46 protein-coding genes are annotated in these 26,021 nt (G+C 50.8%); 39 read left to right on the forward strand and 7 right to left on the reverse strand.

Annotation, left to right across the window (positions count from 1 at the left end; genetic code table 11):
* The first annotated feature begins 203 nt into the window (after window positions 1-203).
* On the forward strand, window positions 204-398 hold the full coding sequence (bfd, locus tag IM273_RS15355; protein ID WP_003863268.1) for a bacterioferritin-associated ferredoxin: 195 nt from the start codon (window positions 204-206) through the stop codon (window positions 396-398).
* 72 nt (window positions 399-470) lie between these two features.
* Window positions 471-947, forward strand: coding sequence for a bacterioferritin (gene bfr, locus IM273_RS15360; protein WP_028014636.1), 477 nt, complete (start codon window positions 471-473; stop codon window positions 945-947).
* Here bfr and IM273_RS15365 read toward each other — a convergent pair.
* Complete coding sequence (locus IM273_RS15365; RefSeq protein ID WP_049138501.1) at window positions 931-1,404, reverse strand: A24 family peptidase; 474 nt, start codon at window positions 1,402-1,404, stop codon at window positions 931-933. The genes bfr and IM273_RS15365 overlap by 17 nt on opposite strands.
* 381 nt (window positions 1,405-1,785) lie before the next feature.
* On the opposite strand from IM273_RS15365, the gene rpsJ reads away from it, so the two are divergent.
* From rpsJ to IM273_RS15520, 31 genes are all read left to right on the forward strand, one after another.
* Window positions 1,786-2,097 (forward strand): 30S ribosomal protein S10, encoded by a 312-nt coding sequence (rpsJ, locus tag IM273_RS15370; RefSeq protein WP_001181005.1) that lies wholly within the window; start codon window positions 1,786-1,788, stop codon window positions 2,095-2,097.
* A 32-nt stretch (window positions 2,098-2,129) separates the two neighbouring features.
* Complete coding sequence (gene rplC / locus IM273_RS15375) at window positions 2,130-2,759, forward strand: 50S ribosomal protein L3 (RefSeq protein ID WP_003863274.1); 630 nt, start codon at window positions 2,130-2,132, stop codon at window positions 2,757-2,759.
* A 10-nt stretch (window positions 2,760-2,769) separates the two neighbouring features.
* A complete protein-coding gene (gene rplD / locus IM273_RS15380) occupies window positions 2,770-3,375 on the forward strand; it encodes a 50S ribosomal protein L4 (protein WP_000424395.1) in 606 nt (201 codons plus the stop codon).
* On the forward strand, window positions 3,372-3,674 hold the full coding sequence (rplW, locus tag IM273_RS15385) for a 50S ribosomal protein L23 (RefSeq protein WP_000617546.1): 303 nt from the start codon (window positions 3,372-3,374) through the stop codon (window positions 3,672-3,674). Before rplD ends, rplW begins: the two co-directional genes overlap by 4 nt.
* Window positions 3,675-3,691: 17 nt before the next feature.
* Window positions 3,692-4,513, forward strand: a complete 822-nt coding sequence (gene rplB, locus IM273_RS15390) for a 50S ribosomal protein L2 (RefSeq protein ID WP_000301859.1) — start codon at window positions 3,692-3,694, stop codon at window positions 4,511-4,513.
* A gap of 16 nt (window positions 4,514-4,529) precedes the next feature.
* A complete protein-coding gene (rpsS, locus tag IM273_RS15395) occupies window positions 4,530-4,808 on the forward strand; it encodes a 30S ribosomal protein S19 (protein ID WP_001138117.1) in 279 nt (92 codons plus the stop codon).
* Between the two features lie 14 nt (window positions 4,809-4,822).
* Window positions 4,823-5,155, forward strand: coding sequence for a 50S ribosomal protein L22 (rplV, locus tag IM273_RS15400; protein WP_002919773.1), 333 nt, complete (start codon window positions 4,823-4,825; stop codon window positions 5,153-5,155).
* Window positions 5,156-5,172: 17 nt separating this feature from the next.
* Window positions 5,173-5,874: a 30S ribosomal protein S3 gene (rpsC, locus tag IM273_RS15405; protein ID WP_000529945.1), complete on the forward strand. Its 702-nt coding sequence runs from the start codon at window positions 5,173-5,175 to the stop codon at window positions 5,872-5,874.
* Window positions 5,875-5,886: 12 nt separating this feature from the next.
* Window positions 5,887-6,297 carry a 50S ribosomal protein L16 gene (gene rplP, locus IM273_RS15410; RefSeq protein ID WP_002919759.1) on the forward strand — a complete coding sequence of 137 codons (411 nt, stop codon included), beginning with the start codon at window positions 5,887-5,889 and terminating at the stop codon, window positions 6,295-6,297.
* Entirely contained in the window at window positions 6,297-6,488 is a 192-nt protein-coding gene (gene rpmC, locus IM273_RS15415; protein ID WP_003863282.1) for a 50S ribosomal protein L29, read from the forward strand. The genes rplP and rpmC overlap by 1 nt, the downstream gene beginning before the upstream one ends.
* Window positions 6,488-6,742 (forward strand): 30S ribosomal protein S17, encoded by a 255-nt coding sequence (rpsQ, locus tag IM273_RS15420; RefSeq protein ID WP_008503489.1) that lies wholly within the window; start codon window positions 6,488-6,490, stop codon window positions 6,740-6,742. The genes rpmC and rpsQ overlap by 1 nt, the downstream gene beginning before the upstream one ends.
* A 166-nt stretch (window positions 6,743-6,908) precedes the next feature.
* Complete coding sequence (gene rplN / locus IM273_RS15425; RefSeq protein ID WP_002919748.1) at window positions 6,909-7,280, forward strand: 50S ribosomal protein L14; 372 nt, start codon at window positions 6,909-6,911, stop codon at window positions 7,278-7,280.
* Between the two features lie 10 nt (window positions 7,281-7,290).
* The gene (rplX, locus tag IM273_RS15430; RefSeq protein ID WP_003863287.1) at window positions 7,291-7,605 is read left to right on the forward strand and encodes a 50S ribosomal protein L24; all 315 of its coding nucleotides are present in this window, start codon (window positions 7,291-7,293) and stop codon (window positions 7,603-7,605) included.
* A 14-nt stretch (window positions 7,606-7,619) separates the two neighbouring features.
* Window positions 7,620-8,159: a 50S ribosomal protein L5 gene (rplE, locus tag IM273_RS15435; protein ID WP_001096202.1), complete on the forward strand. Its 540-nt coding sequence runs from the start codon at window positions 7,620-7,622 to the stop codon at window positions 8,157-8,159.
* Between the two features lie 14 nt (window positions 8,160-8,173).
* Complete coding sequence (rpsN, locus tag IM273_RS15440; protein ID WP_003863291.1) at window positions 8,174-8,479, forward strand: 30S ribosomal protein S14; 306 nt, start codon at window positions 8,174-8,176, stop codon at window positions 8,477-8,479.
* A 30-nt stretch (window positions 8,480-8,509) separates the two neighbouring features.
* Window positions 8,510-8,902 (forward strand): 30S ribosomal protein S8, encoded by a 393-nt coding sequence (rpsH, locus tag IM273_RS15445; protein ID WP_006178918.1) that lies wholly within the window; start codon window positions 8,510-8,512, stop codon window positions 8,900-8,902.
* 12 nt (window positions 8,903-8,914) lie between these two features.
* The gene (gene rplF, locus IM273_RS15450; protein WP_003863296.1) at window positions 8,915-9,448 is read left to right on the forward strand and encodes a 50S ribosomal protein L6; all 534 of its coding nucleotides are present in this window, start codon (window positions 8,915-8,917) and stop codon (window positions 9,446-9,448) included.
* A 9-nt stretch (window positions 9,449-9,457) separates the two neighbouring features.
* Window positions 9,458-9,811 carry a 50S ribosomal protein L18 gene (gene rplR / locus IM273_RS15455; RefSeq protein ID WP_003863297.1) on the forward strand — a complete coding sequence of 118 codons (354 nt, stop codon included), beginning with the start codon at window positions 9,458-9,460 and terminating at the stop codon, window positions 9,809-9,811.
* Window positions 9,812-9,825: 14 nt separating this feature from the next.
* Window positions 9,826-10,326: a 30S ribosomal protein S5 gene (rpsE, locus tag IM273_RS15460; protein WP_003863299.1), complete on the forward strand. Its 501-nt coding sequence runs from the start codon at window positions 9,826-9,828 to the stop codon at window positions 10,324-10,326.
* A 6-nt stretch (window positions 10,327-10,332) separates the two neighbouring features.
* On the forward strand, window positions 10,333-10,512 hold the full coding sequence (gene rpmD, locus IM273_RS15465) for a 50S ribosomal protein L30 (protein WP_003863301.1): 180 nt from the start codon (window positions 10,333-10,335) through the stop codon (window positions 10,510-10,512).
* Window positions 10,513-10,515: 3 nt separating this feature from the next.
* A complete protein-coding gene (gene rplO / locus IM273_RS15470; protein WP_014885468.1) occupies window positions 10,516-10,950 on the forward strand; it encodes a 50S ribosomal protein L15 in 435 nt (144 codons plus the stop codon).
* Between the two features lie 7 nt (window positions 10,951-10,957).
* On the forward strand, window positions 10,958-12,289 hold the full coding sequence (gene secY, locus IM273_RS15475) for a preprotein translocase subunit SecY (protein WP_003863305.1): 1,332 nt from the start codon (window positions 10,958-10,960) through the stop codon (window positions 12,287-12,289).
* 31 nt (window positions 12,290-12,320) lie between these two features.
* The gene (gene rpmJ, locus IM273_RS15480) at window positions 12,321-12,437 is read left to right on the forward strand and encodes a 50S ribosomal protein L36 (RefSeq protein ID WP_000868187.1); all 117 of its coding nucleotides are present in this window, start codon (window positions 12,321-12,323) and stop codon (window positions 12,435-12,437) included.
* Window positions 12,438-12,583: 146 nt separating this feature from the next.
* Window positions 12,584-12,940 carry a 30S ribosomal protein S13 gene (gene rpsM / locus IM273_RS15485; protein WP_013099021.1) on the forward strand — a complete coding sequence of 119 codons (357 nt, stop codon included), beginning with the start codon at window positions 12,584-12,586 and terminating at the stop codon, window positions 12,938-12,940.
* A 16-nt stretch (window positions 12,941-12,956) separates the two neighbouring features.
* On the forward strand, window positions 12,957-13,346 hold the full coding sequence (rpsK, locus tag IM273_RS15490; protein WP_003863312.1) for a 30S ribosomal protein S11: 390 nt from the start codon (window positions 12,957-12,959) through the stop codon (window positions 13,344-13,346).
* Window positions 13,347-13,378: 32 nt separating this feature from the next.
* The gene (rpsD, locus tag IM273_RS15495) at window positions 13,379-13,999 is read left to right on the forward strand and encodes a 30S ribosomal protein S4 (RefSeq protein WP_004868345.1); all 621 of its coding nucleotides are present in this window, start codon (window positions 13,379-13,381) and stop codon (window positions 13,997-13,999) included.
* A 25-nt stretch (window positions 14,000-14,024) separates the two neighbouring features.
* Window positions 14,025-15,014, forward strand: coding sequence for a DNA-directed RNA polymerase subunit alpha (rpoA, locus tag IM273_RS15500; protein WP_002919219.1), 990 nt, complete (start codon window positions 14,025-14,027; stop codon window positions 15,012-15,014).
* Window positions 15,015-15,054: 40 nt separating this feature from the next.
* A complete protein-coding gene (gene rplQ, locus IM273_RS15505; RefSeq protein WP_001216368.1) occupies window positions 15,055-15,438 on the forward strand; it encodes a 50S ribosomal protein L17 in 384 nt (127 codons plus the stop codon).
* 107 nt (window positions 15,439-15,545) lie between these two features.
* Entirely contained in the window at window positions 15,546-15,914 is a 369-nt protein-coding gene (locus tag IM273_RS15510; protein WP_045630324.1) for a DUF1992 domain-containing protein, read from the forward strand.
* Between the two features lie 2 nt (window positions 15,915-15,916).
* A complete protein-coding gene (zntR, locus tag IM273_RS15515; protein WP_047363713.1) occupies window positions 15,917-16,342 on the forward strand; it encodes a Zn(2+)-responsive transcriptional regulator in 426 nt (141 codons plus the stop codon).
* Between the two features lie 57 nt (window positions 16,343-16,399).
* Window positions 16,400-16,615: an alternative ribosome-rescue factor A gene (locus IM273_RS15520; protein WP_193055556.1), complete on the forward strand. Its 216-nt coding sequence runs from the start codon at window positions 16,400-16,402 to the stop codon at window positions 16,613-16,615.
* On the opposite strand, the gene mscL is transcribed toward IM273_RS15520, so the two are convergent.
* The 5 genes from mscL to def form a co-directional block, all read right to left on the reverse strand.
* The gene (gene mscL, locus IM273_RS15525; protein WP_028014631.1) at window positions 16,616-17,026 is read right to left on the reverse strand and encodes a large-conductance mechanosensitive channel protein MscL; all 411 of its coding nucleotides are present in this window, start codon (window positions 17,024-17,026) and stop codon (window positions 16,616-16,618) included.
* Window positions 17,027-17,169: 143 nt separating this feature from the next.
* On the reverse strand, window positions 17,170-18,546 hold the full coding sequence (trkA, locus tag IM273_RS15530) for a Trk system potassium transporter TrkA (protein ID WP_014885463.1): 1,377 nt from the start codon (window positions 18,544-18,546) through the stop codon (window positions 17,170-17,172).
* 22 nt (window positions 18,547-18,568) lie between these two features.
* Entirely contained in the window at window positions 18,569-19,855 is a 1,287-nt protein-coding gene (gene rsmB / locus IM273_RS15535) for a 16S rRNA (cytosine(967)-C(5))-methyltransferase RsmB (RefSeq protein ID WP_193055557.1), read from the reverse strand.
* 52 nt (window positions 19,856-19,907) lie between these two features.
* Window positions 19,908-20,855 carry a methionyl-tRNA formyltransferase gene (fmt, locus tag IM273_RS15540; protein ID WP_193055558.1) on the reverse strand — a complete coding sequence of 316 codons (948 nt, stop codon included), beginning with the start codon at window positions 20,853-20,855 and terminating at the stop codon, window positions 19,908-19,910.
* 25 nt (window positions 20,856-20,880) lie between these two features.
* Window positions 20,881-21,390, reverse strand: a complete 510-nt coding sequence (gene def, locus IM273_RS15545; protein ID WP_006812188.1) for a peptide deformylase — start codon at window positions 21,388-21,390, stop codon at window positions 20,881-20,883.
* A 128-nt stretch (window positions 21,391-21,518) separates the two neighbouring features.
* On the opposite strand from def, the gene dprA reads away from it, so the two are divergent.
* The 6 genes from dprA to IM273_RS15575 are packed head-to-tail and all read left to right on the forward strand — an operon-like array spanning window position 21,519 to window position 25,302.
* The gene (gene dprA / locus IM273_RS15550) at window positions 21,519-22,643 is read left to right on the forward strand and encodes a DNA-protecting protein DprA (protein ID WP_193055559.1); all 1,125 of its coding nucleotides are present in this window, start codon (window positions 21,519-21,521) and stop codon (window positions 22,641-22,643) included.
* Window positions 22,615-23,088 carry a DUF494 family protein Smg gene (gene smg, locus IM273_RS15555; protein WP_193055560.1) on the forward strand — a complete coding sequence of 158 codons (474 nt, stop codon included), beginning with the start codon at window positions 22,615-22,617 and terminating at the stop codon, window positions 23,086-23,088. The genes dprA and smg overlap by 29 nt, the downstream gene beginning before the upstream one ends.
* Before the next feature lie 26 nt (window positions 23,089-23,114).
* Window positions 23,115-23,669: a type I DNA topoisomerase gene (locus tag IM273_RS15560; RefSeq protein ID WP_028014627.1), complete on the forward strand. Its 555-nt coding sequence runs from the start codon at window positions 23,115-23,117 to the stop codon at window positions 23,667-23,669.
* A complete protein-coding gene (gene tsaC / locus IM273_RS15565) occupies window positions 23,662-24,234 on the forward strand; it encodes an L-threonylcarbamoyladenylate synthase type 1 TsaC (RefSeq protein WP_048960224.1) in 573 nt (190 codons plus the stop codon). The genes IM273_RS15560 and tsaC overlap by 8 nt, the downstream gene beginning before the upstream one ends.
* Before the next feature lie 4 nt (window positions 24,235-24,238).
* Window positions 24,239-25,057 carry a shikimate dehydrogenase gene (gene aroE, locus IM273_RS15570; protein ID WP_028014625.1) on the forward strand — a complete coding sequence of 273 codons (819 nt, stop codon included), beginning with the start codon at window positions 24,239-24,241 and terminating at the stop codon, window positions 25,055-25,057.
* The gene (locus tag IM273_RS15575; RefSeq protein WP_028014624.1) at window positions 25,054-25,302 is read left to right on the forward strand and encodes a DUF1488 domain-containing protein; all 249 of its coding nucleotides are present in this window, start codon (window positions 25,054-25,056) and stop codon (window positions 25,300-25,302) included. The genes aroE and IM273_RS15575 overlap by 4 nt, the downstream gene beginning before the upstream one ends.
* Here the strand turns inward: IM273_RS15575 and IM273_RS15580 are convergent.
* The gene (locus IM273_RS15580) at window positions 25,278-25,832 is read right to left on the reverse strand and encodes a gamma carbonic anhydrase family protein (protein ID WP_049138489.1); all 555 of its coding nucleotides are present in this window, start codon (window positions 25,830-25,832) and stop codon (window positions 25,278-25,280) included. The two genes, IM273_RS15575 and IM273_RS15580, sit on opposite strands and share 25 nt — an antisense overlap.
* Between the last annotated feature and the right edge of the window lie 189 nt (window positions 25,833-26,021).

Below are 26,021 nucleotides of genomic sequence, written 5' to 3' on the forward strand. Positions count from 1 at the left end.
GGCGTTGTTGCTAAAGTTCTGGGCTAATTAATTATCCCTGAATAAAAAAGGACGCTTCGGCGTCCTTTTTTGTTTTCTGTACCTTTCCTTGTCACAAAATTTCGCATTTTTTAACCGCTCCCGGCCCGTATCCTGGCGTATGTGCTATTGTAATCATAACCATTCTCACTTACACTTTGCGCATATTTTGAACGGGAGTCTCTATGTACGTTTGTTTATGTAATGGTGTAAGCGACAAAAAAATTCGTCAGGCCGTTCGCCAGTTTCAGCCACAATCTTTCCAGCAGCTTCGCAAATTTGTTCCGGTGGGAAATCAATGCGGTAAATGCGTTCGCGCAGCGCGTGAGATCATGCAGGACGAACTGATGCAGATCCCGGAATTCAAAGAGATCGCGTAAGCCCCTATCTTTTTTTTGACATCCCCGTAGCCCGTTCTACGCTTCAATGAGTGGAAGCGGAGGGACTATATAATGAAAGGTGATGTTAAAATCATAAGTTATCTCAATAAATTATTGGGAAATGAGCTTGTCGCAATCAACCAGTACTTTCTTCACGCGAGAATGTTTAAAAACTGGGGTCTGACACGTCTGAATGACGTTGAGTACCATGAATCTATAGATGAGATGAAACACGCCGATAAATACATCGAGCGTATCTTATTCCTTGAAGGCATCCCAAACCTGCAGGATCTCGGCAAGCTGGGCATCGGTGAGGATGTCGAAGAGATGCTGCGTTCTGACCTCCGGCTGGAGCTGGAAGGTGCGAAAGATCTGCGCGAAGCCATTGCTTATGCTGACAGCGTCCATGACTATGTGAGCCGCGATATGATGATTCAGATCCTTGCCGATGAAGAAGGCCACATTGACTGGCTTGAAACCGAACTGGATCTCATTAGCAAAATTGGCCTTCAGAACTACCTACAGTCTCAGATCAAAGTGGAAAATTAATCAGATTTTCCCATCCAACGCATAAACCCGCTGCTGCCAGAAATGGTCCAAAAGGCAGTGGGTTTTTTAATGCTCCTTTATCTGAGGTGAGAAACGAAAAAACAAGAATGCAAAGCAGCGCCATAAGCGCGGCGAGTAACGCCAGCGTAGGCAGTATGCACCAGCCATGCCACGCACCAAGTGCTGCCAGATACTTCACATCGCCATATCCCATTCCTTCCCGCCGGCAGATAAGCCGATAGCCCCAGTAAATCGTGGCAAAACCAAGATATCCAGCCACCGCCCCCATTACGGCACTCGGCAGAAAATCAGGATGGATAAAGACCTGGTAGACCAGGCCCGTCCAGAGCAGCGGGCAGAGAAATTTATCGGGCAGTAAACCGTCGCGAATATCAGCGCGTACGAGTAAGGCCGTCAGAGAAAAATAGATCATCAGGAAGGGGAGGGTGGTTAGCATGGAAAAGGCCTCAAAAGGTTTTGAGCGCATACTCGTTACAATCTGCCTGTCCGGCAACGCACAAAAACAGCAATTGCGTAGCGGCTTCAAATAAAAAAATTCAGAAAGGATATACGGCGTAAAAAGTTGCGCAGTCCTACGCATACTGAGCCTTTGACGCTTAATTTCTAAACGGCACTTGCGTCTTTCTCTGATTTACGTATAATGCGCGGGCTTGTCGTAATTGACGGCGGGTTCAATCAGAACCAGAGTAGCTCATTTTGTTACTCAACAATGCTCCCAATTGGGGGGCTACGTAAGAACGGTTACACTCTCCCATCAATCGTAATGGGTTTGAGGAGTAATCATTTTCGTTTATAAAATAATTGGAGCTCTGGTCTCATGCAGAACCAAAGAATCCGTATCCGCCTTAAAGCGTTTGATCATCGTCTGATCGATCAATCAACCGCGGAAATCGTCGAGACTGCTAAGCGCACTGGTGCGCAAGTCCGTGGTCCGATCCCGCTGCCGACCCGCAAAGAGCGCTTCACCGTTCTGATCTCCCCGCACGTCAACAAAGACGCGCGCGATCAGTACGAAATCCGCACTCACAAGCGTCTGGTTGACATCGTTGAGCCAACTGAGAAAACCGTTGATGCTCTGATGCGTCTGGATCTGGCTGCCGGTGTAGACGTGCAGATCAGCCTGGGTTAATCAGGTCATCGAGCGATTGAGAGGTTGAAACAATGATTGGTTTAGTCGGTAAAAAAGTGGGTATGACCCGCATCTTCACTGAAGATGGCGTTTCTATCCCAGTAACCGTAATCGAAGTTGAAGCAAACCGCGTTACTCAGGTTAAAGATCTGGCTAACGATGGCTACCGCGCTATTCAGGTTACCACTGGTGCTAAAAAAGCTAACCGTGTAACCAAACCAGAAGCGGGTCACTTCGCTAAAGCTGGCGTAGAAGCTGGCCGTGGTCTGTGGGAATTCCGTCTTGCTGAAGGCGAAGAGTTCACCGTAGGTCAGGACATTAGCGTTGAGCTGTTTGCTGACGTTAAAAAAGTTGACGTAACCGGTACCTCTAAAGGTAAAGGTTTTGCTGGTACCGTTAAGCGCTGGAACTTCCGTACCCAGGACGCTACTCACGGTAACTCCTTGTCTCACCGCGTTCCGGGTTCTATCGGTCAGAACCAGACTCCGGGCAAAGTGTTCAAAGGCAAGAAAATGGCAGGTCAGCTGGGTAACGAACGTGTAACCGTTCAGAGCCTGGACGTAGTACGTGTTGACGCTGAGCGCAACCTGCTGCTGGTTAAAGGTGCGGTCCCGGGTGCAACCGGTAGCGACCTGATCGTTAAACCAGCTGTGAAGGCGTAAGGGGATAGCAATGGAATTAGTATTGAAAGACGCGCAGAGCGCGCTGACTGTTTCCGAAACTACCTTCGGTCGTGATTTCAACGAAGCGCTGGTTCACCAGGTTGTTGTTGCTTATGCAGCTGGTGCTCGTCAGGGTACTCGTGCTCAGAAGACTCGTGCTGAAGTAACTGGTTCTGGCAAAAAGCCATGGCGCCAGAAAGGTACCGGCCGTGCGCGTTCAGGTTCTATCAAGAGCCCGATCTGGCGTTCAGGTGGCGTGACCTTCGCTGCGCGTCCACAGGACCACAGTCAAAAAGTTAACAAAAAGATGTACCGCGGCGCGCTGAAAAGCATCCTGTCCGAACTGGTACGTCAGGATCGTCTGATCGTTGTCGAGAAGTTCTCTGTTGAAGCGCCTAAAACTAAGCTGCTGGCACAGAAACTGAAAGACATGGCTCTGGAAGATGTGCTGATCATCACCGGTGAGCTGGACGAGAACCTGTTCCTGGCCGCACGTAACCTGCACAAGGTTGACGTACGCGATGCGACTGGTATCGACCCGGTTAGCCTGATCGCCTTCGACAAAGTCGTAATGACTGCTGATGCTGTTAAGCAAGTTGAGGAGATGCTGGCATGATTCGTGAAGAACGTCTGCTGAAGGTGCTTCGCGCACCGCACGTTTCTGAAAAAGCGTCTACTGCGATGGAAAAAACAAACACCATCGTTCTCAAAGTTGCTAAAGACGCGACCAAAGCAGAGATCAAAGCTGCTGTGCAGAAACTGTTTGAAGTCGAAGTCGAAGTCGTTAACACCCTGGTAGTTAAAGGGAAAGTTAAACGTCACGGACAGCGTATCGGTCGTCGTAGCGACTGGAAAAAAGCTTACGTCACCCTGAAAGAAGGCCAGAACCTGGACTTCGTTGGCGGCGCTGAGTAAGTCGGAGGAGTAATACAATGGCAGTTGTTAAATGTAAACCGACATCTCCGGGTCGTCGCCACGTAGTTAAAGTGGTTAACCCTGAGCTGCACAAGGGCAAACCTTTTGCTCCGTTGCTGGAAAAAAACAGCAAATCCGGTGGTCGTAACAACAATGGCCGTATCACCACTCGTCACATCGGTGGTGGCCACAAGCAGGCTTATCGTATTGTTGACTTCAAACGCAACAAAGACGGTATCCCAGCAGTTGTTGAACGTCTTGAGTACGATCCGAACCGTTCCGCGAACATCGCGCTGGTTCTGTACAAAGACGGCGAACGCCGTTACATCCTGGCCCCTAAAGGCCTGAAAGCTGGCGACCAGATTCAGTCTGGCGTTGATGCTGCAATCAAAGCAGGCAACACCCTGCCGATGCGCAATATCCCGGTTGGTTCTACCGTTCATAACGTAGAAATGAAACCAGGTAAAGGCGGTCAGCTGGCACGTTCCGCTGGTACTTACGTTCAGATCGTTGCGCGTGACGGTGCTTATGTCACCCTGCGTCTGCGTTCTGGTGAAATGCGTAAAGTCGAAGCAGACTGCCGCGCTACTCTGGGCGAAGTTGGCAATGCTGAGCATATGCTGCGCGTTCTGGGTAAAGCTGGTGCTGCACGCTGGCGTGGTGTTCGTCCTACCGTTCGCGGTACTGCGATGAACCCAGTCGACCACCCACATGGTGGTGGTGAAGGTCGTAACTTTGGTAAGCACCCGGTAACTCCGTGGGGCGTTCAGACCAAAGGTAAGAAGACCCGCAGCAACAAGCGTACTGATAAATTTATCGTACGTCGCCGTAGCAAATAATTTTAGAGGATAAGCCATGCCACGTTCTCTCAAGAAAGGTCCTTTTATTGACCTGCACTTGCTGAAGAAGGTAGAGAAAGCGGTGGAAAGCGGAGACAAGAAGCCCCTGCGCACTTGGTCCCGTCGTTCAACGATCTTTCCTAACATGATCGGTTTGACCATCGCTGTCCATAATGGTCGTCAGCACGTTCCAGTCTTTGTTACCGACGAAATGGTTGGTCACAAACTGGGTGAATTCGCACCGACTCGTACTTATCGCGGCCACGCTGCTGATAAAAAAGCGAAGAAGAAATAAGGTAGGAGGAAGAGATGGAAACTTTAGCTCAACATCGCCATGCTCGTTCTTCTGCACAGAAGGTTCGCCTTGTTGCTGACCTGATTCGCGGTAAGAAAGTGTCGCAGGCCCTGGACATCCTGACCTATACCAACAAGAAAGCTGCGGTATTGGTCAAGAAAGTACTGGAATCTGCCATTGCTAACGCTGAACACAACGATGGCGCTGACATCGACGATCTGAAAGTCGCGAAAATTTTCGTAGATGAAGGCCCAAGCATGAAGCGCATTATGCCGCGTGCGAAAGGTCGTGCAGATCGCATCCTGAAGCGCACCAGCCACATTACTGTGGTTGTGTCCGATCGCTGAGACTCTGGAGACTAGCAATGGGTCAGAAAGTACATCCTAATGGTATTCGCCTGGGTATTGTAAAACCATGGAACTCTACCTGGTTTGCGAACACCAAAGAATTCGCTGACAACCTGGACAGCGATTTTAAAGTACGTCAGTACCTGACTAAGGAACTGGCTAAAGCGTCTGTATCTCGAATCGTTATCGAGCGTCCAGCGAAGAGCATCCGTGTGACTATTCACACTGCTCGTCCTGGCATCGTTATCGGTAAGAAAGGCGAAGACGTAGAAAAACTGCGCAAGGTCGTAGCGGATATCGCTGGCGTTCCTGCACAGATCAATATCGCTGAAGTTCGTAAGCCTGAACTGGACGCTAAATTGGTTGCTGACAGCATCACTTCTCAGCTGGAACGTCGTGTTATGTTCCGTCGTGCTATGAAGCGTGCTGTACAGAACGCAATGCGTCTGGGCGCTAAAGGTATCAAAGTTGAAGTTAGCGGCCGTCTGGGCGGCGCGGAAATCGCACGTACCGAATGGTACCGTGAAGGTCGCGTACCGCTGCACACTCTGCGTGCTGACATCGACTACAACACCTCTGAAGCGCACACCACTTACGGTGTAATCGGCGTTAAGGTATGGATCTTCAAAGGTGAGATCCTGGGTGGTATGGCTGCTGTTGAACAACCGGAAAAACCGGCTGCTCAACCTAAAAAGCAGCAGCGTAAAGGCCGTAAATAAGGAGCGTCGCTGATGTTACAACCAAAGCGTACAAAATTCCGTAAAGTGCACAAAGGCCGCAACCGTGGTCTGGCGCAGGGTACGGATGTTAGCTTCGGCACTTTCGGTCTGAAAGCTGTTGGCCGTGGTCGTCTGACTGCACGTCAGATCGAAGCAGCACGTCGTGCAATGACCCGTGCAGTTAAGCGTCAAGGTAAGATCTGGATCCGTGTATTCCCGGACAAACCGATCACCGAGAAGCCACTGGAAGTTCGTATGGGTAAAGGTAAAGGTAACGTGGAGTACTGGGTTGCCTTGATCCAACCGGGCAAAGTCCTTTATGAAATGGACGGTGTTCCGGAAGAGCTGGCCCGTGAAGCCTTCGGCCTGGCAGCAGCGAAACTGCCTATCAAAACCACCTTTGTAACTAAGACGGTGATGTAATGAAAGCAAAAGAGCTGCGTGAAAAAAGCGTTGAAGAGCTGAACGCTGAGCTGCTGAACCTGCTGCGTGAGCAGTTCAACCTGCGCATGCAGGCTGCAAGTGGCCAGCTGCAACAGACTCACCTGCTGAAGCAAGTGCGTCGCAATGTTGCACGCGTTAAGACTTTACTGACTCAGAAGGCGGGTGCGTAATGACCGATAAAATCCGTACTCTGCAAGGTCGTGTTGTTAGCGACAAAATGGAGAAATCCATTGTTGTAGCTATCGAACGTATTGTGAAACACCCGATCTACGGTAAATTCATCAAGCGTACGACCAAACTGCACGTACATGACGAGAACAACGAATGTGGTATCGGCGACAAGGTTGAAATCCGTGAATGCCGTCCACTGTCCAAGACTAAGTCCTGGACGCTGGTTCGCGTTGTAGAGAAAGCGGTTCTGTAATACAGTACGCCTTCTCAATACGAATAAACGGCTCAGCGATGAGCCGTTTATTTTTTCTACCCATATTGCAGAAGCGGTGTTATAATGCCGCGCCCTCGATATGGGGCTTTTTAACGGCTCTGATTTTAGAGTCTCAGGTAGTAGTTGACATTAGCGGAGCACTAAAATGATCCAAGAACAGACTATGCTGAACGTCGCCGACAACTCCGGTGCACGTCGCGTAATGTGTATCAAGGTTCTGGGTGGCTCGCACCGTCGCTACGCAGGCGTAGGCGACATCATCAAGATCACCATCAAGGAAGCAATTCCACGTGGTAAGGTCAAAAAAGGTGATGTGCTGAAGGCGGTAGTGGTGCGCACCAAGAAGGGTGTTCGTCGCCCTGACGGTTCTGTCATTCGCTTCGATGGTAATGCATGCGTTATTTTAAACAATAACAGCGAGCAGCCTATCGGCACGCGTATCTTTGGGCCGGTAACTCGTGAACTTCGTACTGAGAAGTTCATGAAAATTATCTCTCTGGCACCAGAAGTACTCTAAGGAGCGAATCATGGCAGCGAAAATCCGTCGTGATGACGAAGTTATCGTGTTAACCGGTAAAGATAAAGGTAAACGCGGTAAAGTAAAAAATGTTCTGTCTTCCGGCAAACTTGTCGTTGAAGGTATCAACCTGGTTAAGAAACATCAGAAGCCGGTTCCGGCCCTGAACCAACCAGGCGGCATCGTTGAAAAAGAAGCTGCTATTCAGGTTTCTAACGTTGCAATCTTCAATGCGGCTACCGGTAAGGCTGACCGTGTAGGCTTTAGATTCGAAGACGGCAAAAAAGTCCGTTTCTTCAAGTCTAACAGCGAAACTATCAAGTAATTTGGAGTAGTACGATGGCGAAACTGCATGATTACTACAAAGACGAAGTAGTTAAGAAACTCATGACCGAGTTTAACTACAATTCTGTCATGCAAGTCCCTCGGGTCGAGAAGATCACCCTGAACATGGGTGTTGGTGAAGCGATCGCTGACAAGAAACTGCTGGATAACGCAGCAGCTGATCTGACAGCAATCTCCGGTCAAAAACCGCTGATCACCAAAGCACGCAAATCTGTTGCAGGCTTCAAAATCCGTCAGGGCTATCCGATCGGCTGTAAAGTAACTCTGCGTGGCGAACGCATGTGGGAGTTCTTTGAGCGCCTGATCACTATTGCTGTTCCACGTATCCGTGACTTCCGTGGCCTGTCCGCTAAGTCTTTCGACGGTCGTGGTAACTACAGCATGGGTGTCCGTGAGCAGATCATCTTCCCAGAAATCGACTACGATAAAGTCGACCGCGTGCGTGGTTTGGATATTACCATTACCACTACTGCGAAATCTGACGAAGAAGGCCGTGCTCTGCTGGCTGCCTTTGACTTCCCGTTCCGCAAGTAAGGTAGGGTTACTGAATGGCTAAGCAATCAATGAAAGCACGCGAAGTAAAGCGCGTAGCTTTAGCTGATAAATTCTTCGCTAAACGCGCTGAACTGAAAGCGATCATTTCTGATGTGAACGCTTCCGACGAAGATCGTTGGAATGCGGTTCTCAAGCTGCAGTCTCTGCCGCGTGATTCCAGCCCGTCTCGTCAGCGTAACCGCTGTCGTCAAACAGGTCGTCCACATGGTTATGTGGGCAAGTTTGGGTTGAGCCGTATCAAACTGCGTGAAGCCGCCATGCGCGGTGAAGTGCCAGGCTTGAAAAAGGCTAGCTGGTAATTACCAATTGAATCACGGGAGTAAAGACAGATGAGCATGCAAGATCCGATCGCGGATATGCTGACCCGTATCCGTAACGGTCAGGCCGCGAACAAAGTTGCGGTCACCATGCCTTCCGCCAAGCTGAAAGTGGCAATTGCCAACGTGCTGAAGGAAGAAGGTTTTATCGAAGATTTTAAAGTTGAAGGCGACACCAAGCCGGAACTGGAACTTACTCTCAAGTATTTCCAGGGTAAAGCTGTTGTAGAAAGCATTCAGCGTGTCAGCCGCCCAGGTCTGCGCATCTATAAGAAAAAAGATGAGCTGCCAAAAGTTATGGCTGGCCTTGGTATCGCAGTTGTTTCTACCTCTAAAGGTGTTATGACTGATCGTGCAGCGCGCCAGGCTGGTCTTGGTGGCGAAATTATCTGCTACGTAGCCTAATCGGAGGAAAGAATGTCTCGTGTTGCTAAAGCACCGGTCGTTATTCCTGCCGGCGTTGATGTAAAAATCGACGGTCAGGTTATTACGATCAAAGGTAAAAACGGCGAGCTGACTCGTACCCTCAACAAAGCTGTTGAAGTTAAACATGCAGATAACGCTCTGACCTTCGGTCCACGTGATGGTTTCGTGGATGGATGGGCTCAGGCTGGTACCGCGCGTGCCCTGCTGAACTCAATGGTTGTTGGTGTTACCGAAGGCTTCACTAAAAAGCTTCAGCTGGTTGGTGTAGGTTATCGTGCAGCTATCAAAGGGAATGCAGTAGGCCTGTCTCTGGGCTTCTCACACCCTGTTGAGCATCCGCTGCCGGCCGGTATCACTGCAGAATGTCCGACTCAAACTGAAATCGTGCTGAAAGGCGCTGATAAACAGCTGATCGGTCAGGTTGCAGCAGATCTGCGCGCCTACCGTCGTCCTGAGCCTTACAAAGGCAAGGGTGTTCGTTACGCCGACGAAGTCGTGCGTACCAAAGAGGCTAAGAAGAAGTAAGGTAACACTATGGATAAGAAATCTGCTCGTATCCGTCGTGCGACCCGCGCACGCCGCAAGCTCAAAGAGCTGGGTGCAACTCGCCTGGTGGTACATCGTACCCCGCGTCATATTTACGCACAGGTAATTGCACCGAACGGTTCTGAAGTTCTGGTAGCTGCTTCTACTGTAGAAAAAGCTATCTCAGAACAATTGAAGTACACCGGTAACAAAGACGCCGCTGCAGCTGTAGGTAAAGCTGTTGCAGAACGCGCTCTGGAAAAAGGCATCAGCAATGTTTCCTTTGACCGTTCCGGGTTCCAATATCATGGTCGTGTCCAGGCACTGGCAGATGCTGCCCGTGAAGCTGGCCTTCAGTTCTAAGGTAGAGGTGTAAGATGGCTCACATCGAAAAACAGGCTGGCGAACTGCAGGAAAAGCTGATCGCGGTAAACCGCGTATCTAAAACCGTTAAAGGTGGTCGTATTTTCTCCTTCACAGCTCTGACTGTAGTAGGCGATGGTAACGGTCGCGTTGGTTTTGGTTACGGTAAAGCGCGTGAAGTTCCAGCAGCGATCCAGAAAGCGATGGAAAAAGCCCGTCGCAATATGATTAACGTCGCGCTGAACAACGGCACCCTGCAGCACCCAGTTAAAGGTGTTCACACGGGTTCTCGTGTATTCATGCAGCCAGCTTCAGAAGGTACCGGTATCATCGCCGGTGGTGCAATGCGCGCCGTTCTGGAAGTTGCTGGGGTTCATAACGTTCTGGCTAAAGCATATGGTTCCACCAACCCGATCAACGTGGTTCGTGCAACTATTGATGGCCTGGAAAATATGAATTCTCCAGAAATGGTCGCTGCCAAGCGTGGTAAATCCGTTGAAGAAATTCTGGGGTAATTGACCATGGCAAAGACTATTAAAATCACTCAAACCCGCAGTGCAATCGGTCGTCTGCCGAAACACAAGGCAACGCTGCTTGGCCTGGGTCTGCGTCGTATTGGTCATACCGTTGAGCGCGAGGATACTCCTGCTGTTCGTGGTATGGTCAACGCGGTTTACTTCATGGTTAAAGTTGAGGAGTAAGAGATGCGTTTAAATACTCTGTCTCCGGCCGAAGGCTCTAAAAAGGCGGGTAAACGCCTGGGTCGTGGTATCGGTTCTGGCCTCGGCAAAACCGGTGGTCGTGGTCACAAAGGTCAGAACTCTCGTTCTGGCGGTGGCGTACGTCGCGGTTTCGAGGGTGGCCAGATGCCACTGTACCGTCGTCTGCCGAAGTTCGGCTTCACCTCTCGCAAAGCAGCGATCACAGCGGAAATCCGTCTGTCTGACCTGGCGAAAGTTGAAGGCGGCGTTGTAGACCTGAACACGCTGAAAGCGGCTAACATTATCGGTATTCAGATCGAGTTCGCGAAAGTGATCCTGTCTGGTGAAGTTTCTACTCCGGTAACTGTTCGTGGCCTGCGTGTTACTAAAGGTGCTCGTGCTGCTATCGAAGCTGCTGGCGGTAAAATTGAGGAATAAGTAGCAGATGGCTAAGCAACCGGGATTAGATTTTCAAAGTGCCAAAGGTGGATTTGGCGAGCTGAAACGCAGACTGCTGTTTGTTATCGGCGCGCTGATTGTGTTCCGTATTGGCTCTTTTATTCCGATCCCTGGTATCGATGCCGCTGTACTTGCCAAACTGCTTGAGCAACAGCGAGGCACCATCATTGAAATGTTCAACATGTTCTCTGGTGGTGCTCTCAGCCGTGCTTCTATCTTTGCTCTGGGTATTATGCCGTACATTTCGGCATCGATTATTATCCAGCTGCTGACGGTCGTTCATCCGGCCCTGGCAGAGCTGAAGAAAGAAGGGGAGTCTGGACGTCGTAAGATTAGTCAGTACACCCGTTACGGTACTCTGGTGCTGGCAATATTCCAGTCGATCGGTATTGCTACCGGTCTGCCGAATATGCCTGGTATGCAGGGCCTGGTATTAAACCCAGGCTTTGCATTCTATTTCACCGCTGTTGTTAGTCTGGTCACAGGGACGATGTTCCTGATGTGGCTCGGCGAACAGATTACTGAGCGTGGTATCGGTAACGGTATCTCAATCATTATCTTCGCCGGTATCGTTGCGGGACTCCCGCCGGCCATCGCCCATACTATCGAGCAAGCGCGTCAAGGCGACCTGCACTTCCTCCTGTTGCTGTTGGTTGCAGTATTAGTATTTGCAGTGACGTTCTTTGTTGTCTTCGTTGAACGTGGTCAACGCCGCATTGTGGTGAACTACGCTAAGCGTCAGCAGGGTCGTCGTGTCTATGCTGCACAGAGCACACATTTACCGCTGAAAGTGAATATGGCGGGGGTTATCCCGGCTATCTTCGCTTCCAGTATTATTCTGTTCCCGGCAACCATCGCGTCATGGTTCGGGGGCGGTACTGGTTGGAACTGGCTGACAACAATTTCGCTGTATTTGCAGCCTGGGCAACCACTTTATGTGTTACTCTATGCGTCTGCGATCATCTTCTTCTGTTTCTTCTACACGGCGTTGGTCTTCAACCCGCGTGAAACAGCAGATAACCTGAAGAAGTCCGGTGCATTTGTACCAGGAATTCGTCCGGGAGAGCAAACGGCGAAGTATATCGATAAAGTAATGACCCGCCTGACTTTGGTTGGTGCGCTTTATATTACTTTTATCTGCCTGATCCCGGAGTTCATGCGTGATGCAATGAAAGTACCGTTCTACTTCGGTGGGACCTCACTGCTTATCGTTGTTGTCGTGATTATGGACTTTATGGCTCAAGTGCAAACTCTGATGATGTCCAGTCAGTATGAGTCTGCATTGAAGAAGGCGAACCTGAAAGGCTACGGCCGCTAATTGGTCGCCTGAGAAGTTACGGAGAGTAAAAATGAAAGTTCGTGCTTCCGTCAAGAAATTATGCCGTAACTGCAAAATCGTTAAGCGTGATGGTGTCATCCGTGTGATTTGCAGTGCCGAGCCGAAGCATAAACAGCGCCAAGGCTGATTATTTCGCATATTTTTCTTGCAAAGTTGGGTTGAGCTGGCTAGATTAGCCAGCCAATCTTTTGTATGTCTGTACGTTTCCATTTGAGTATCCTGAAAACGGGCTTTTCAGCATGGTGCGTACATATTAAATAGTAGGAGTGCATAGTGGCCCGTATAGCAGGCATTAACATTCCTGATCAGAAACATGCTGTGATCGCATTAACTTCGATCTACGGCATCGGCAAGACCCGTTCTAAAGCCATCCTGGCTGCAGCGGGTATCGCTGAAGATGTTAAGATCAGTGAGCTGTCTGAAGGACAAATCGACACGCTGCGTGACGAAGTTGCCAAATTTGTCGTTGAAGGTGATCTGCGCCGTGAAATCAGCATGAGCATCAAGCGCCTGATGGATCTTGGTTGCTATCGCGGTTTGCGTCATCGTCGTGGTCTGCCAGTGCGCGGTCAGCGTACTAAGACCAACGCACGTACCCGTAAGGGTCCGCGCAAACCGATCAAGAAATAATCGGGGTGATTGAATAATGGCAAAGGCACCAGTTCGTGCACGTAAACGTGTAAGAAAACAAGTCTCTGACGGCGTGGCTCATATCCATGCTTCTTTCAACAACACCATCGTTACTATTACTGATCGTCAGGGTAACGCATTGGGTTGGGCAACAGCCGGTGGTTCCGGTTTCCGTGGTTCTCGCAAATCCACTCCGTTCGCAGCTCAGGTTGCAGCAGAGCGTTGCGCTGAAGCCGTAAAAGAATACGGCATCAAGAATCTGGAAGTTATGGTTAAAGGTCCGGGTCCGGGTCGTGAATCTACTGTTCGCGCTCTGAACGCCGCTGGTTTCCGCATCACGAATATTACTGATGTGACTCCGATCCCTCATAACGGTTGTCGTCCGCCGAAAAAACGTCGCGTATAACGCTCGTTTTTTAGGTTAGTTGGAGATAGAAAATGGCAAGATATTTGGGTCCTAAGCTCAAGCTGAGCCGTCGTGAGGGCACCGACTTATTCCTTAAGTCTGGCGTTCGCGCGATCGATACCAAGTGTAAAATTGAACAAGCTCCTGGCCAGCACGGTGCGCGTAAACCGCGTCTGTCTGACTATGGTGTGCAGTTGCGTGAAAAGCAAAAAGTTCGCCGTATGTACGGTGTGCTGGAGCGTCAGTTCCGTAACTACTATAAAGAAGCAGCACGTCTGAAAGGCAACACAGGTGAAAACCTGCTGGCTCTGCTGGAAGGTCGTCTGGACAACGTTGTATACCGTATGGGCTTCGGCGCTACTCGTGCTGAATCACGTCAGCTGGTTAGCCACAAAGCAATCATGGTAAACGGTCGTGTTGTTAACATCGCTTCTTATCAGGTTAAAGCGAATGACGTTGTTAGCATTCGTGAGAAAGCGAAAAAGCAATCTCGCGTGAAGGCCGCTCTGGAGCTGGCTGAGCAGCGTGAAAAGCCAACCTGGCTGGAAGTTGATGCTGGCAAGATGGAAGGTACGTTCAAGCGTCAGCCTGAGCGTTCTGATCTGTCTGCGGACATTAACGAACACCTGATCGTCGAGCTTTACTCCAAGTAAAGCTTAGTACCAAAGAGAGGACACAATGCAGGGTTCTGTGACAGAGTTTCTAAAACCGCGCCTGGTAGATATCGAGCAAGTGAGTTCGACGCACGCCAAGGTGACCCTTGAGCCTTTAGAGCGTGGCTTTGGCCATACTCTGGGTAACGCACTGCGCCGTATTCTGCTCTCATCGATGCCGGGTTGCGCGGTGACCGAGGTTGAGATTGATGGTGTACTTCATGAGTACAGCACCAAAGAAGGCGTTCAGGAAGATATCCTTGAAATCCTGCTCAACCTGAAAGGGCTGGCGGTGAGAGTTCAGGGTAAAGATGAAGTTATTCTTACTCTGAATAAATCTGGCATTGGCCCTGTGACTGCAGCCGACATCACCCACGACGGTGATGTTGAAATCGTCAAGCCGCAGCACGTGATCTGCCACCTGACCGATGAGAACGCAGCTATTAGCATGCGTATCAAAGTTCAGCGCGGTCGTGGTTATGTGCCGGCTTCTGCCCGAATTCATTCGGAAGAAGATGAGCGCCCAATCGGCCGTCTGCTGGTCGACGCATGCTACAGCCCTGTAGAGCGTATTGCCTACAATGTTGAAGCAGCGCGTGTAGAACAGCGTACCGACCTGGACAAGCTGGTCATCGAAATGGAAACCAACGGCACAATCGATCCTGAAGAGGCGATTCGTCGTGCGGCAACCATCCTGGCAGAACAACTGGAAGCTTTCGTTGACTTACGTGATGTACGTCAGCCAGAAGTGAAAGAAGAGAAACCAGAATTCGATCCGATCCTGCTGCGCCCTGTTGACGATCTCGAATTGACTGTCCGCTCTGCTAACTGCCTCAAGGCAGAAGCTATCCACTATATCGGTGATCTGGTACAGCGTACCGAGGTTGAGTTGCTGAAAACGCCGAACCTGGGTAAAAAATCTCTTACCGAGATTAAAGACGTGCTGGCTTCACGTGGTCTGTCTCTGGGCATGCGCCTGGAAAACTGGCCACCGGCAAGCATTGCTGACGAGTAACCGGATCACAGGTTAAGGTTTTACTGAGAAGGATAAGGTCATGCGCCATCGTAAGAGTGGTCGTCAACTGAACCGCAACAGCAGCCATCGCCAGGCTATGTTCCGCAACATGGCAGGTTCACTGGTTCGTCATGAAATCATCAAGACGACCCTGCCTAAAGCGAAAGAGCTGCGTCGCGTAGTTGAGCCGCTGATTACTCTTGCCAAGACTGACAGCGTTGCTAATCGTCGTCTGGCATTCGCCCGTACTCGTGATAACGAGATCGTGGCAAAACTGTTTAACGAACTGGGCCCGCGTTTCGCGAGCCGTGCCGGTGGTTACACTCGCATTCTGAAGTGTGGTTTCCGTGCAGGCGACAACGCGCCGATGGCTTACATCGAGCTGGTTGATCGTTCAGAGAAAGCAGAAGCTGCTGCAGAGTAATCTGCAGTAACGTAAAAAAACCCGCCTCGGCGGGTTTTTTTATATCCGCATTATCCCCACTTCTCTACAATACCTGTATCAATTTTGTTCATCCCCTGGAGCTGATGATGTGGTTGCTTGACCAGTGGGCAGAACGCCATATTCGCGATGCCCAAAATAAAGGCGATTTCGACAATCTTCCCGGGAGCGGCGAACCTCTTGAACTTGAAGATGATTCGCATATTGCGCCTGAACTCCGGGCTGGATACCGTTTGCTAAAAAATGCTGGCTGCCTCCCGCCCGAGCTTGAGCAGCGCAGAGAGGCTGTTGAACTTGTCGATCTGCTAAAAGGGATCCGTCAGGACGATCCTCGACATAAAGAACTTAGCCGCAGGCTTGCCCTGATCGAGCTCAAGCTGCGCCAGGCAGGAATGAGCACGGAATTCCTGCATGGGGAATACGGTGAAATATTGATGAAGAAGATAAACGAGGAGTAGCGATGTACCGTATCGGTGAACTTGCAAAGCTCGCGAACGTAACGCCGGACACTATCCGATATTACGAAAAGCAGCAGATGATCGATCATGAGGTACGCACGGAAGGCGGCTTTCGGCTTTATACCGATAACGATCTGCAACGTCTGAGATTCATACGCTACGCCCGACAGCTTGGCTTCACGCTTGATTCGATCCGCGAGTTATTATCGATCCGCATCGATCCTGAGCATCACACTTGTCAGGAATCCAAAAGCATCGTGCAAGCCCGGCTTGATGAAGTTGAAGCCCGTATTCTGGAACTGCAAGCCATGCAGCGCTCTTTGCAAAGGTTAAATGATGCCTGCTGCGGAACGGCTCATAGCAGTATTTATTGTTCAATTCTGGAAGCCCTTGAACAGGGAGCCAGTGGAGAAACTCGGGGATGTTGATTTTTAATCTACTCGGGTCTAGACTTCCGTCGTCATAAACCATGCTCAGGAGAAATTATGAGCCGCTATCAGCACACGAAGGGACAAATTAAAGATAATGCCATCGAGGCTTTACTTCACGACCCGCTTTTTCGACAGCGCGTTGAAAAGAATAAAAAAGGAAGGGGGAGTTATCTGCGTAAAGACAAACATGCAAAACGGGGTAACTGGGAGGCCAGTGGCAAGCAAGCGAATCGCTTATTTACCACTGGCCTTCCTGTTTTTAACTGCTGATTAAACGCGGTTATTCTGCTCTTTTAACAGATCGCGAATTTCACTCAGTAACACTTCTTCTTTCGTTGGTGCAGGCGCTGCTGCAGGCTCTTCTTTTTTACGGTTGAGCCGGTTAATCAGCTTGATAGCCATAAAGATAGCAAACGCCACAATCACGAAATCAAATACGTTCTGGATAAACACGCCGTAGTGCATTACAACTGCCGGGATATCACCCTGGGCTTCACGCAGCGTGAACGCGAACTGTTTGAAATCAATGCCCCCGATTAGCAGCCCTAAAGGTGGCATGATGATGTCCGCTACTAATGATGAAACAATCTTGCCGAATGCCGCACCAATAATGACACCCACTGCCAAATCAACCACGTTCCCGCGCATCGCAAATTCGCGAAATTCTTTAATAAAACTCATTATGTTCTCCTTGTGCCAGCTGACGACTATAAGTTTAACAAATGATTAGCCAATTGCCATTCGGGATAATTAAACGTTATGAAAATAAAAGGCACAGAAATAAAGAGGGTAAAGTGCGGGGCTCTATTGAGAGCCCCGACGTATTAAAGGAAGAATGGACTAGGCTGGAATAAACGTTCGACGTCGGTAATAAATTTTTTATCGGTAAGGAACATAATTACGTGGTCACCTTGCTCAATACGCAAATTATCATTGGCGATCATAACGTCATTCCCGCGCACTACGGCGCCGATAATAGTGCCCGGCGGCAGCTTAATTTCGTCGATGGCGCGGCCCACAACGCGTGACGTGGTTTCATCTCCATGAGCTACTGCTTCAATGGCTTCTGCCACCCCGCGACGCAGAGATGAAACGCCGACAATGTCCGCTTTACGTACATGGCTCAGCAGAGCGGAAATGGTCGCCTGCTGCGGTGAAATGGCAATATCAATAACGCTGCCCTGAACCAGGTCGACATACGCCTTGCGCTGGATAAGCACCATGACCTTCTTTGCTCCCATACGTTTGGCGAGCATGGCGGACATAATATTCGCCTCGTCATCGTTGGTGACGGCAATAAAGAGATCAACTTGATCAATATGCTCTTCAGCCAATAATTCCTGATCCGACGCGTCGCCATAAAATACGATCGTATTTTGCAGTTTTTCCGCCAGCTCAGAAGCACGCTGTTGATCGCGCTCGATCAATTTCACGCTGTAGTCTTTTTCCAGCCTTCGCGCCAGGCCCGCGCCGATATTGCCACCGCCGACCAGCATAATGCGTTTATAAGGCTTTTCGAGACGCTGCAACTCACTCATCACCGCACGAATATGCTGAGAGGCCGCAATGAAAAAGACCTCATCCCCCGCTTCGACAATCGTGGAGCCTTGAGGACGAATAGGTCTGTCGTGGCGGAAAATGGCGGCGACGCGCGTATCGATATGCGGCATGTGCTCACGCATTGTGGAAAGCGCATTGCCGATCAACGGGCCGCCGTAATAGGCCTTAACGACGGCAAGACTGACCTTACCTTCGGCAAAATTCACCACCTGCAGCGCGCCTGGATATTCGATCAGACGATAGATATTGTCGATAACCAGCTGTTCTGGCGCGATGAGATGGTCAATAGGAACCGCTTCTGAATTAAAGAGCTTCTCAGCATCGCGGACATAGTCCGGAGAACGGATGCGCGCGATTCGGTTAGGGGTGTTGAAAAGCGAGTAGGCCACCTGACAGGCCACCATATTGGTTTCGTCAGAACTGGTCACCGCAACGAGCATGTCTGCATCGTCGGCGCCTGCCTCGCGTAGCACGCGCGGGTGTGAGCCATGGCCCTGCACAACGCGAAGGTCAAATTTGTCCTGTAAAACGCGCAGACGATCCCCGTTGGTATCAACGATTGTGATGTCGTTGTTTTCGCCAACCAGGTTTTCCGCCAGCGTTCCGCCCACTTGTCCTGCGCCCAGAATGATAATTTTCATATCTCGTGACCTGTTCTCAACATCACTCTTTGATTAGCTTAGCGTAAAAGAAGCCATCGCCTTCTTCCGCGCCCGGTAGGTTTTGCTGACCCGGGCATTCAGGCGTTCCCGTATCGCGCAGCGCTGCGTCCGGGGTACGTTTAAGGAAGGCCGCGATTTGCTGGCTGTTTTCTTCTGGCAGTACGGAGCAGGTTGCATACACCAGCGTGCCGCCGGGTTTAAGATGTGGCCAGATTGCATCAAGTATGTCCGATTGCAGTTGGGCAAGTTCCTTGATATCGCGATCGCGGCGCAGCCACTTGATATCCGGATGGCGACGAATCACGCCTGTTGCAGAGCAGGGCGCATCCAGCAAAATGCGGTCAAACTGGGTTTCACCACACCATTCTGCGGGCTTGCGTCCGTCGCCCTGCTTAACCTGAGCCTTCATGCCCAGACGCTTGAGGTTGTCGTAGACGCGTGACAGGCGCTGCTCATCGACATCCACGGCCATTACGCTGGCCTGCGGAGCCACTTCAAGAATGTGCGTTGTTTTTCCGCCAGGCGCGGCGCAAAGATCGAGGATCTGTTCCCCGTTTGCTGGTTCAAGCCAGGTCATGCAACCCTGAGCCGAGGCATCCTGTACGGTCACCCAGCCTTCATCAAAACCAGGTAAAGCATGTACCGGTGCAGGGGAGGCTAAACGCACGGCATCCGGATAGGCTGCATGCGTGAATCCACTCATTCCGGTTTCTTCCAGTAATGCCAGCCATGCGTCACGGGTGTGGTGATTACGGTTGACGCGTAACCACATCGGTGGGCGTTGATTATTCGCTTCGGCAATGTTTTGCCATTGCTGCGGATACGCTTTTTTAAGGCGATTCAGCAGCCAGTCCGGGTGCAGAAAACGTGTTTCGCTTTGTGCAAATTCAGCCAGTAGCTCATCCTGCTGACGCTGGAACTGACGCAGTACGCCGTTGATCAGCCCTTTCAACTGAGGGCGTTTAATCGCAACGGCACCTTCCACCGTTTCAGCCAGCGCGGCGTGAGGTGGAATGCGGGTATGAAGAAGCTGATAAAACCCCACCATAATCAAATAATGTACGGTGCGCTGTTTGCCTGTCATTGGGCGCGACATCAGCTTATTAATGAGCCACTCAAGCTGAGAAAGGGTGCGCAGGACACCAAAGCAGAGTTCCTGGAGCAGAGCTTTGTCTTTATCAGATACCTTTTGTTGCAGGGGAGGCAGGATGTTACTCAATGACTGGCCCTGCTCGATAACCTGCTCAACGGCTTTGGCCGCCATACTGCGTAGATTTTGTTTTTTCATAACTATAAAAATAAAAATGCCCGGAAACACCGGGCTTTAAGCATATATTGGATTAGGCAAGACGATTACCCGGTATAAACCATTCACGACGGGAATTTAATAGATCCTGAGCGCTCATGGCTTTCTTACCGGCCGGTTGCAGCGATTCAAGATTCAGGATCCCTTCTGCTGTCGCAACCTGGATACCGTTCTTGCTGGCGTCGATAATCGTGCCGGGTTCAGCAGCCGTATTGCCATTAATGACTGACGCTTTCCAGACTTTCACTGGCTGCTCATCAATCTCCATCCAGCTCATCGGCCACGGATTAAAAGCGCGGATGCAGCGTTCAAGTTGAGCGGCAGACAAGGACCAGTCGAGCCGGGCTTCTTCTTTACTCAGTTTTTCAGCATACGTCACCAGCGCCTCATCCTGAACTTCCGGCTTCGCTGTATTATCAGCAAGTTGCTGCAGCGTCTCGATAAGCCCTTGCGGACCAAGGCCTGCAAGTTTGTCATACAGCGTAGCGCTGGTATCGTCTGCAGTAATAGGGCACGCCAGTTTATGCAGCATGTCGCCAGTGTCTAAACCTACGTCCATCTTCATGATTGTGACGCCGGTTTCAGCATCCCCCGCCCACAGGGAGCGCTGGATAGGTGCCGCACCACGCCAGCGCGGGAGCAAGGAGCCGTGCACGTTGATACAACCCAGACGAGGCATATCAAGCACCGCTTTTGGCAGAATTAAACCGTAAGCCACCACGACCATTACGTCGGCGTTCAGGTCAGCAACCAGCTGCTGATTTTCCTGAGGGCGTAAGGATGCGGGCTGGAAAATAGGAAGCCCATGCTCTTCTGCCAGCACCTTTACCGGGCTCGGCATCAGTTTTTTACCGCGACCAGCCGGACGGTCCGGCTGGGTAAAGACGCCGACAACCTGGTGACCAGAAGATAACAGCGCGTCAAGATGACGCGCTGCAAAATCAGGGGTTCCCGCGAAGATAATACGTAGTGTTTTAGACACGATGATCCTTGTATCCGGGGGGACGTTATGCGCGAGAGCGCAAACGATCCAGTTTCTCTACTTTTTGACGAATACGCTGCTGTTTCAACGGCGAGAGGTAATCGATAAACAGCTTACCGACCAGATGATCCATCTCATGCTGAATGCAAATTGCCAGCAGGTCATCTGCTTCCAGTTCGAACGGATTACCGTCACGATCCAAAGCGCGAATTTTCACTTTTTCGGCACGTGGCACCAAAGCGCGCTGTTCCGGAATAGAAAGACAACCTTCCTCAATGCCCGTTTCACCGCTCTTCTCAAGCAATTCAGGGTTGATCAGCACCAGACGCTCATCGCGATTTTCAGAAACGTCGATCACGATAATACGTTTGTGAATGTCTACCTGCGTCGCCGCCAGGCCAATGCCTTCTTCGGCGTACATGGTATCGAACATATCATCAACGATACGCTGGATTTCTGCATTCACTTCTTTAACCGGTTCAGCGACGATGCGAAGGCGCTCGTCCGGAATATGTAACACTTGCAAAACTGCCATAAATTTCCAGAGTCGTGTTCAGGAGTTGATAAGAATATTACTTCTATTCTAGACAAATCCCGGGTCGATTGACAGCATCAGTGACCAATCGCAATGATTGCGCAGGCCGCTTATGGCAGGGGGAAAGGATGACGTCTATCGAGATATGGCTACGGCTAATACACACAGGTTCATTATGTGGCGATGGAATGCTGGAAGCGGCTGCACGGCTGCACAAGCAAAAAAATATCGATGCTTCCGCTGTCAGAGACGCTGGGCTGTCAGCAAAACAGGCTGAACGGTTCTTTGCCCCAGATGAGGGTGAGCTGGAGCGTAGTCTGGTGTGGCTTGAGCAGCCGGGAAATCATTTATTGACGGCAACCCATCCGCTTTATCCTCCTTTACTTCGAGCAATTCCTGATTATCCCGGTGCATTATTCGTAAAAGGTAACCCTGAAACGCTTAATGCTGCCCAGCTGGCGGTCGTGGGTAGCCGTGCGCCGTCATGGTATGGAGAACGATGGGGGAGAATTCTGTGCGAACAACTTTCGCAAAGTGGTTTCACAATCACCAGCGGACTGGCCTGCGGTATAGACGGTGTTGCTCACAACGCCGCGCTGTCTGTAAAAGGGCGTAGCGTGGCCGTACTGGGGAACGGCCTGTTTAGCATTTATCCCCGTCGGCATCAGGCGCTGGCTATGCGGCTTATCGAAGCTGACGGGGCGATAGTGTCTGAGTTCCCTCTTTCGGCGCAGCCCCGGCCGGCAAACTTTCCGCGTCGTAATCGAATCATCAGCGGGCTTAGCCAGGGTGTATTGGTCGTTGAAGCGGCAGTGCGAAGCGGCTCGCTGGTCACTGCACGATGCGCGCTCGATCAGGGGAGGGAGGTTTTCGCCTTACCCGGCCCGATTGGTAACCCGGGGTGTGAAGGACCACACTGGCTGATAAAGCAGGGTGCGACGCCGGTAACAGAAGCGCGGGACATTCTTGAAAATTTGCAATATGGCTTGCAATGTCTGCAGGAAGATCCCGAAAAGCGACATTATTCATCAGATCAGGGAAAGGTGGCATTGCCATTTCCCAAGCTCCTGGCTAACGTAGGAGATGAGGTAACACCTGTTGACGTTGTCGCTGAACGTGCCGGCCAACCTGTGCCAGTAACGGTAGCACAGCTACTCGAACTGGAGTTAGCAGGGTGGATCGCAGCTGTACCCGGCGGCTATGTCCGATTAAGGAGGGCATGCCATGTTCGACGTACTGATGTATTTGTTTGAGACTTACATCCATAACGAAGCAGAAATGCGAGTGGATCAGGACAAATTGACACAGGATCTTACCGATGCGGGGTTTGAGCGGGAAGATATCTATAATGCGTTGATGTGGCTGGAAAAACTGGCTGATTATCAGGACGGCCTCGCCGAACCGATGCAGCTTGCTTCTGACCCGTTGTCAGTACGCATTTATACCGCAGAAGAGTGTGAAAGGCTGGACGCCAGCTGCCGGGGATTCATCTTATTCCTTGAGCAGATTCAGGTGCTGAACCTCGAAACGAGAGAAATGGTGATAGAGCGTGTCATGGCGCTGGATACGGCAGAATTTGAATTGGAAGATCTGAAATGGGTGATTCTGATGGTTCTGTTTAATATCCCGGGCTGTGAAAATGCCTATCAACAAATGGAAGAATTACTCTTTGAAGTGAATGAAGGTATGCTGCATTAATTCTATGTGTAGCACCAAGAGTTGTTATGGCCAAATCAGCACTATTCACGGTGCATAAAAATGAGCCCTGCCCGCAGTGCGGGGCTGAACTTGTTATTCGGTCCGGGAAACACGGCCCGTTTCTCGGTTGTTCACACTATCCGGAATGTGATTATGTCCGTCCTCTGAAAAGCCAGGCGGATGGACATATCGTCAAAATTCTGGAAGGACAGCTATGTCCTCTTTGTGGTGGTGAACTAGCGCTACGTCAGGGCCGTTTCGGTATGTTTATTGGCTGTAGCCGTTATCCGGAATGTGAGCATACGGAACAAATTGATAAGCCTGATGAAACGGCGATTGCGTGTCCTCAGTGTCAGCGCGGTCAGCTGGTACAGCGCCGTTCCCGCTATGGTAAGACCTTCCATTCCTGCGATCGCTACCCTGAATGCCAGTTCGTTATCAATTTCAAACCGGTAGCGGGCGTCTGCCCTCATTGCAACTATCCGCTACTTATCGAGAAGAAAACGGCGCAAGGTATGAAACGCTTCTGCGCCAGCAAACAATGTGGAAAGCCGGTTACGGCGGATCAAAATAGTGAATAATAACCTGCCATCAGGCTCCATTGCTTATGCAGTGGACGTACTGAAAAATGAAAAAGTCATCGCCTATCCAACTGAAGCTGTTTTTGGAGTCGGTTGCGACCCTGACAGCGAGACGGCTGTGAGCCGCCTGCTTGCCTTAAAACAAAGACCCGTAGAGAAAGGGTTGATTTTGATAGCTGCGAATTACGAGCAGCTTAAGCCCTACATTGATGACTCTATGCTGACACCGGCGCAACGCGAGACTATTTTCTCCGCATGGCCAGGACCGGTGACCTTTGTTTTCCCTGCGCAGCCGACAACACCGCGCTGGCTGACCGGACGCTTTGATTCCCTCGCCGTTCGCGTCACCGATCATCCTCTGGTGGTTGAGCTTTGCCTGGCATTTGGTAAACCGCTGGTCTCAACCAGCGCCAACCTGACCGGATTGCCACCTTGTCGTACAACTGAAGAAGTGCTGGCACAGTTCGGAAATGACTTCCCGGTTGCTGTTGGAGAGACGGGAGGGCGCCTGAATCCGTCTGAAATTCGCGACGCTTTGACCGGCGAACGTTTTCGCCAGGGGTAATCTCATGGAAACCTATGCTGTTTTTGGTAATCCGATCGCACACAGCAAGTCACCGCTGATCCATCAGCAATTTGCGGAGCAGCTGCAGATAAATCATCCCTATGGCCGCGTACTGGCACCGGTAGATGCATTTATTCCAACGCTCGAGGCTTTTTTCGCCGCAGGTGGCAAAGGTGCGAATGTGACGGTTCCTTTTAAAGAGGAAGCTTTCGAACGTGCTGATGAACTGACCGAGCGCGCTTCTCTTGCTGGTGCAGTAAATACCCTAAAACGGCTTGAGGACGGACGTCTTCTGGGCGACAACACTGACGGAATAGGTTTGCTGAGCGATCTGGAACGACTGTCATTTATTAAACCTGGATTCCGGGTCCTGCTGATTGGTGCGGGGGGCGCATCGCGGGGAGTACTGTTGCCTCTGCTTTCCCTGGACTGTGCGGTGACCATTACCAACCGAACTTTTTCCCGGGCAGAAGCGCTGGCGGCGTTGTTTGCGCATACCGGCAGCGTAAGTGCGGTAGCGCTTGACGATCTTGCCGAACGTGAGTTCGATCTTGTCATTAATGCCACATCCAGCGGCATCAGTGGCGAGATCCCGGCAATCCCCGCTTCGCTGGTCAGCGCGCACATGTACTTCTATGACATGTTCTATCAGAAAGGGAATACGCCCTTCCTGAACTGGTGCGAACAACACGGTGCGAAACAGTTAGCCGATGGGCTGGGAATGCTGGTGGGGCAGGCTGCGCATGCGGTACTGCTCTGGCACGGGGTGTTGCCTGCAGTCGAGCCGGTCATTGAAAAGCTAAAGCAGGAGCTTTCGGCGTGAATCAGGCTATTCATTTCCCGGACAGAGAGAGCTGGGATGAGCATAAGCAGGCGGTCTGTTTTCCGGTGCTGGTGCAGGGTATGCAGCTTACCTGTGCCATCCATGGAGAAGCGCTGTTACATCGTTTTGGCGGCACAGACCCGATAGCCGTTTTTTGCGAAAATCGCTGGGATCTGGAAGAGGAAGCCAGCGATTTAATCCGCGAGCAGCAGGAAGACGATCAGGGGTGGGTTTGGTTATCCTGATCCAAATAGTCATTCTTCCATTTTACGTAGTTGTTCGCCGAGTATTTTAATCCTTCGATCTCTGCCTCCTTCAGGGGGCGGATCTGTTTTACCGGGCTTCCCAGATAGAGATAACCACTTTCCAGACGTTTGTTCTGCGGAACCAGGCTACCGGCCCCAATCATTACGTCTTCTTCTACTATCACGCCATCCAGCAAAATCGATCCCATGCCAACAAGCACCCGATTACCGATAGTGCAGCCGTGAAGCATCACTTTATGTCCGACGGTAACATCTTCTCCAATGATGAGGGGATTGCCCTCCGGGTTATAAGAGGATTTGTGCGTAACATGCAGAACGCTACCGTCCTGAATATTGGTACGGGCACCGATCGACACATAATTTACATCTCCCCTGATGGCGACGAGCGGCCAGATACTGACGTCATCGGCCATTCGGACATCACCAATGACCACGCTGGTGGCATCGATCATCACGCGATCGCCTTTTTGGGGGAACAGATCTTTATAAGGGCGTAATACTGCAGACATAACTACCTCTAAGGATGAGCGCTATACGGAAGACTTGATCATATTATTGGATCGAGGCAAGGCAAAATGCGTCAATATTTAAGCAGATCGGGCGGGATTTCAGCGAAAAGCGCGGAAAATCAGCAGTCGAAAAAAAAGATCTAAAAAACACTTGTGCTAAAAATTGGGATCCCTATAATGCGCCTCCAT

Source organism: Enterobacter cloacae complex sp. P13B (assembly GCF_014895915.1).
In the GTDB taxonomy this organism is placed as follows: Bacteria; Pseudomonadota; Gammaproteobacteria; order Enterobacterales; family Enterobacteriaceae; genus Enterobacter; species Enterobacter bugandensis.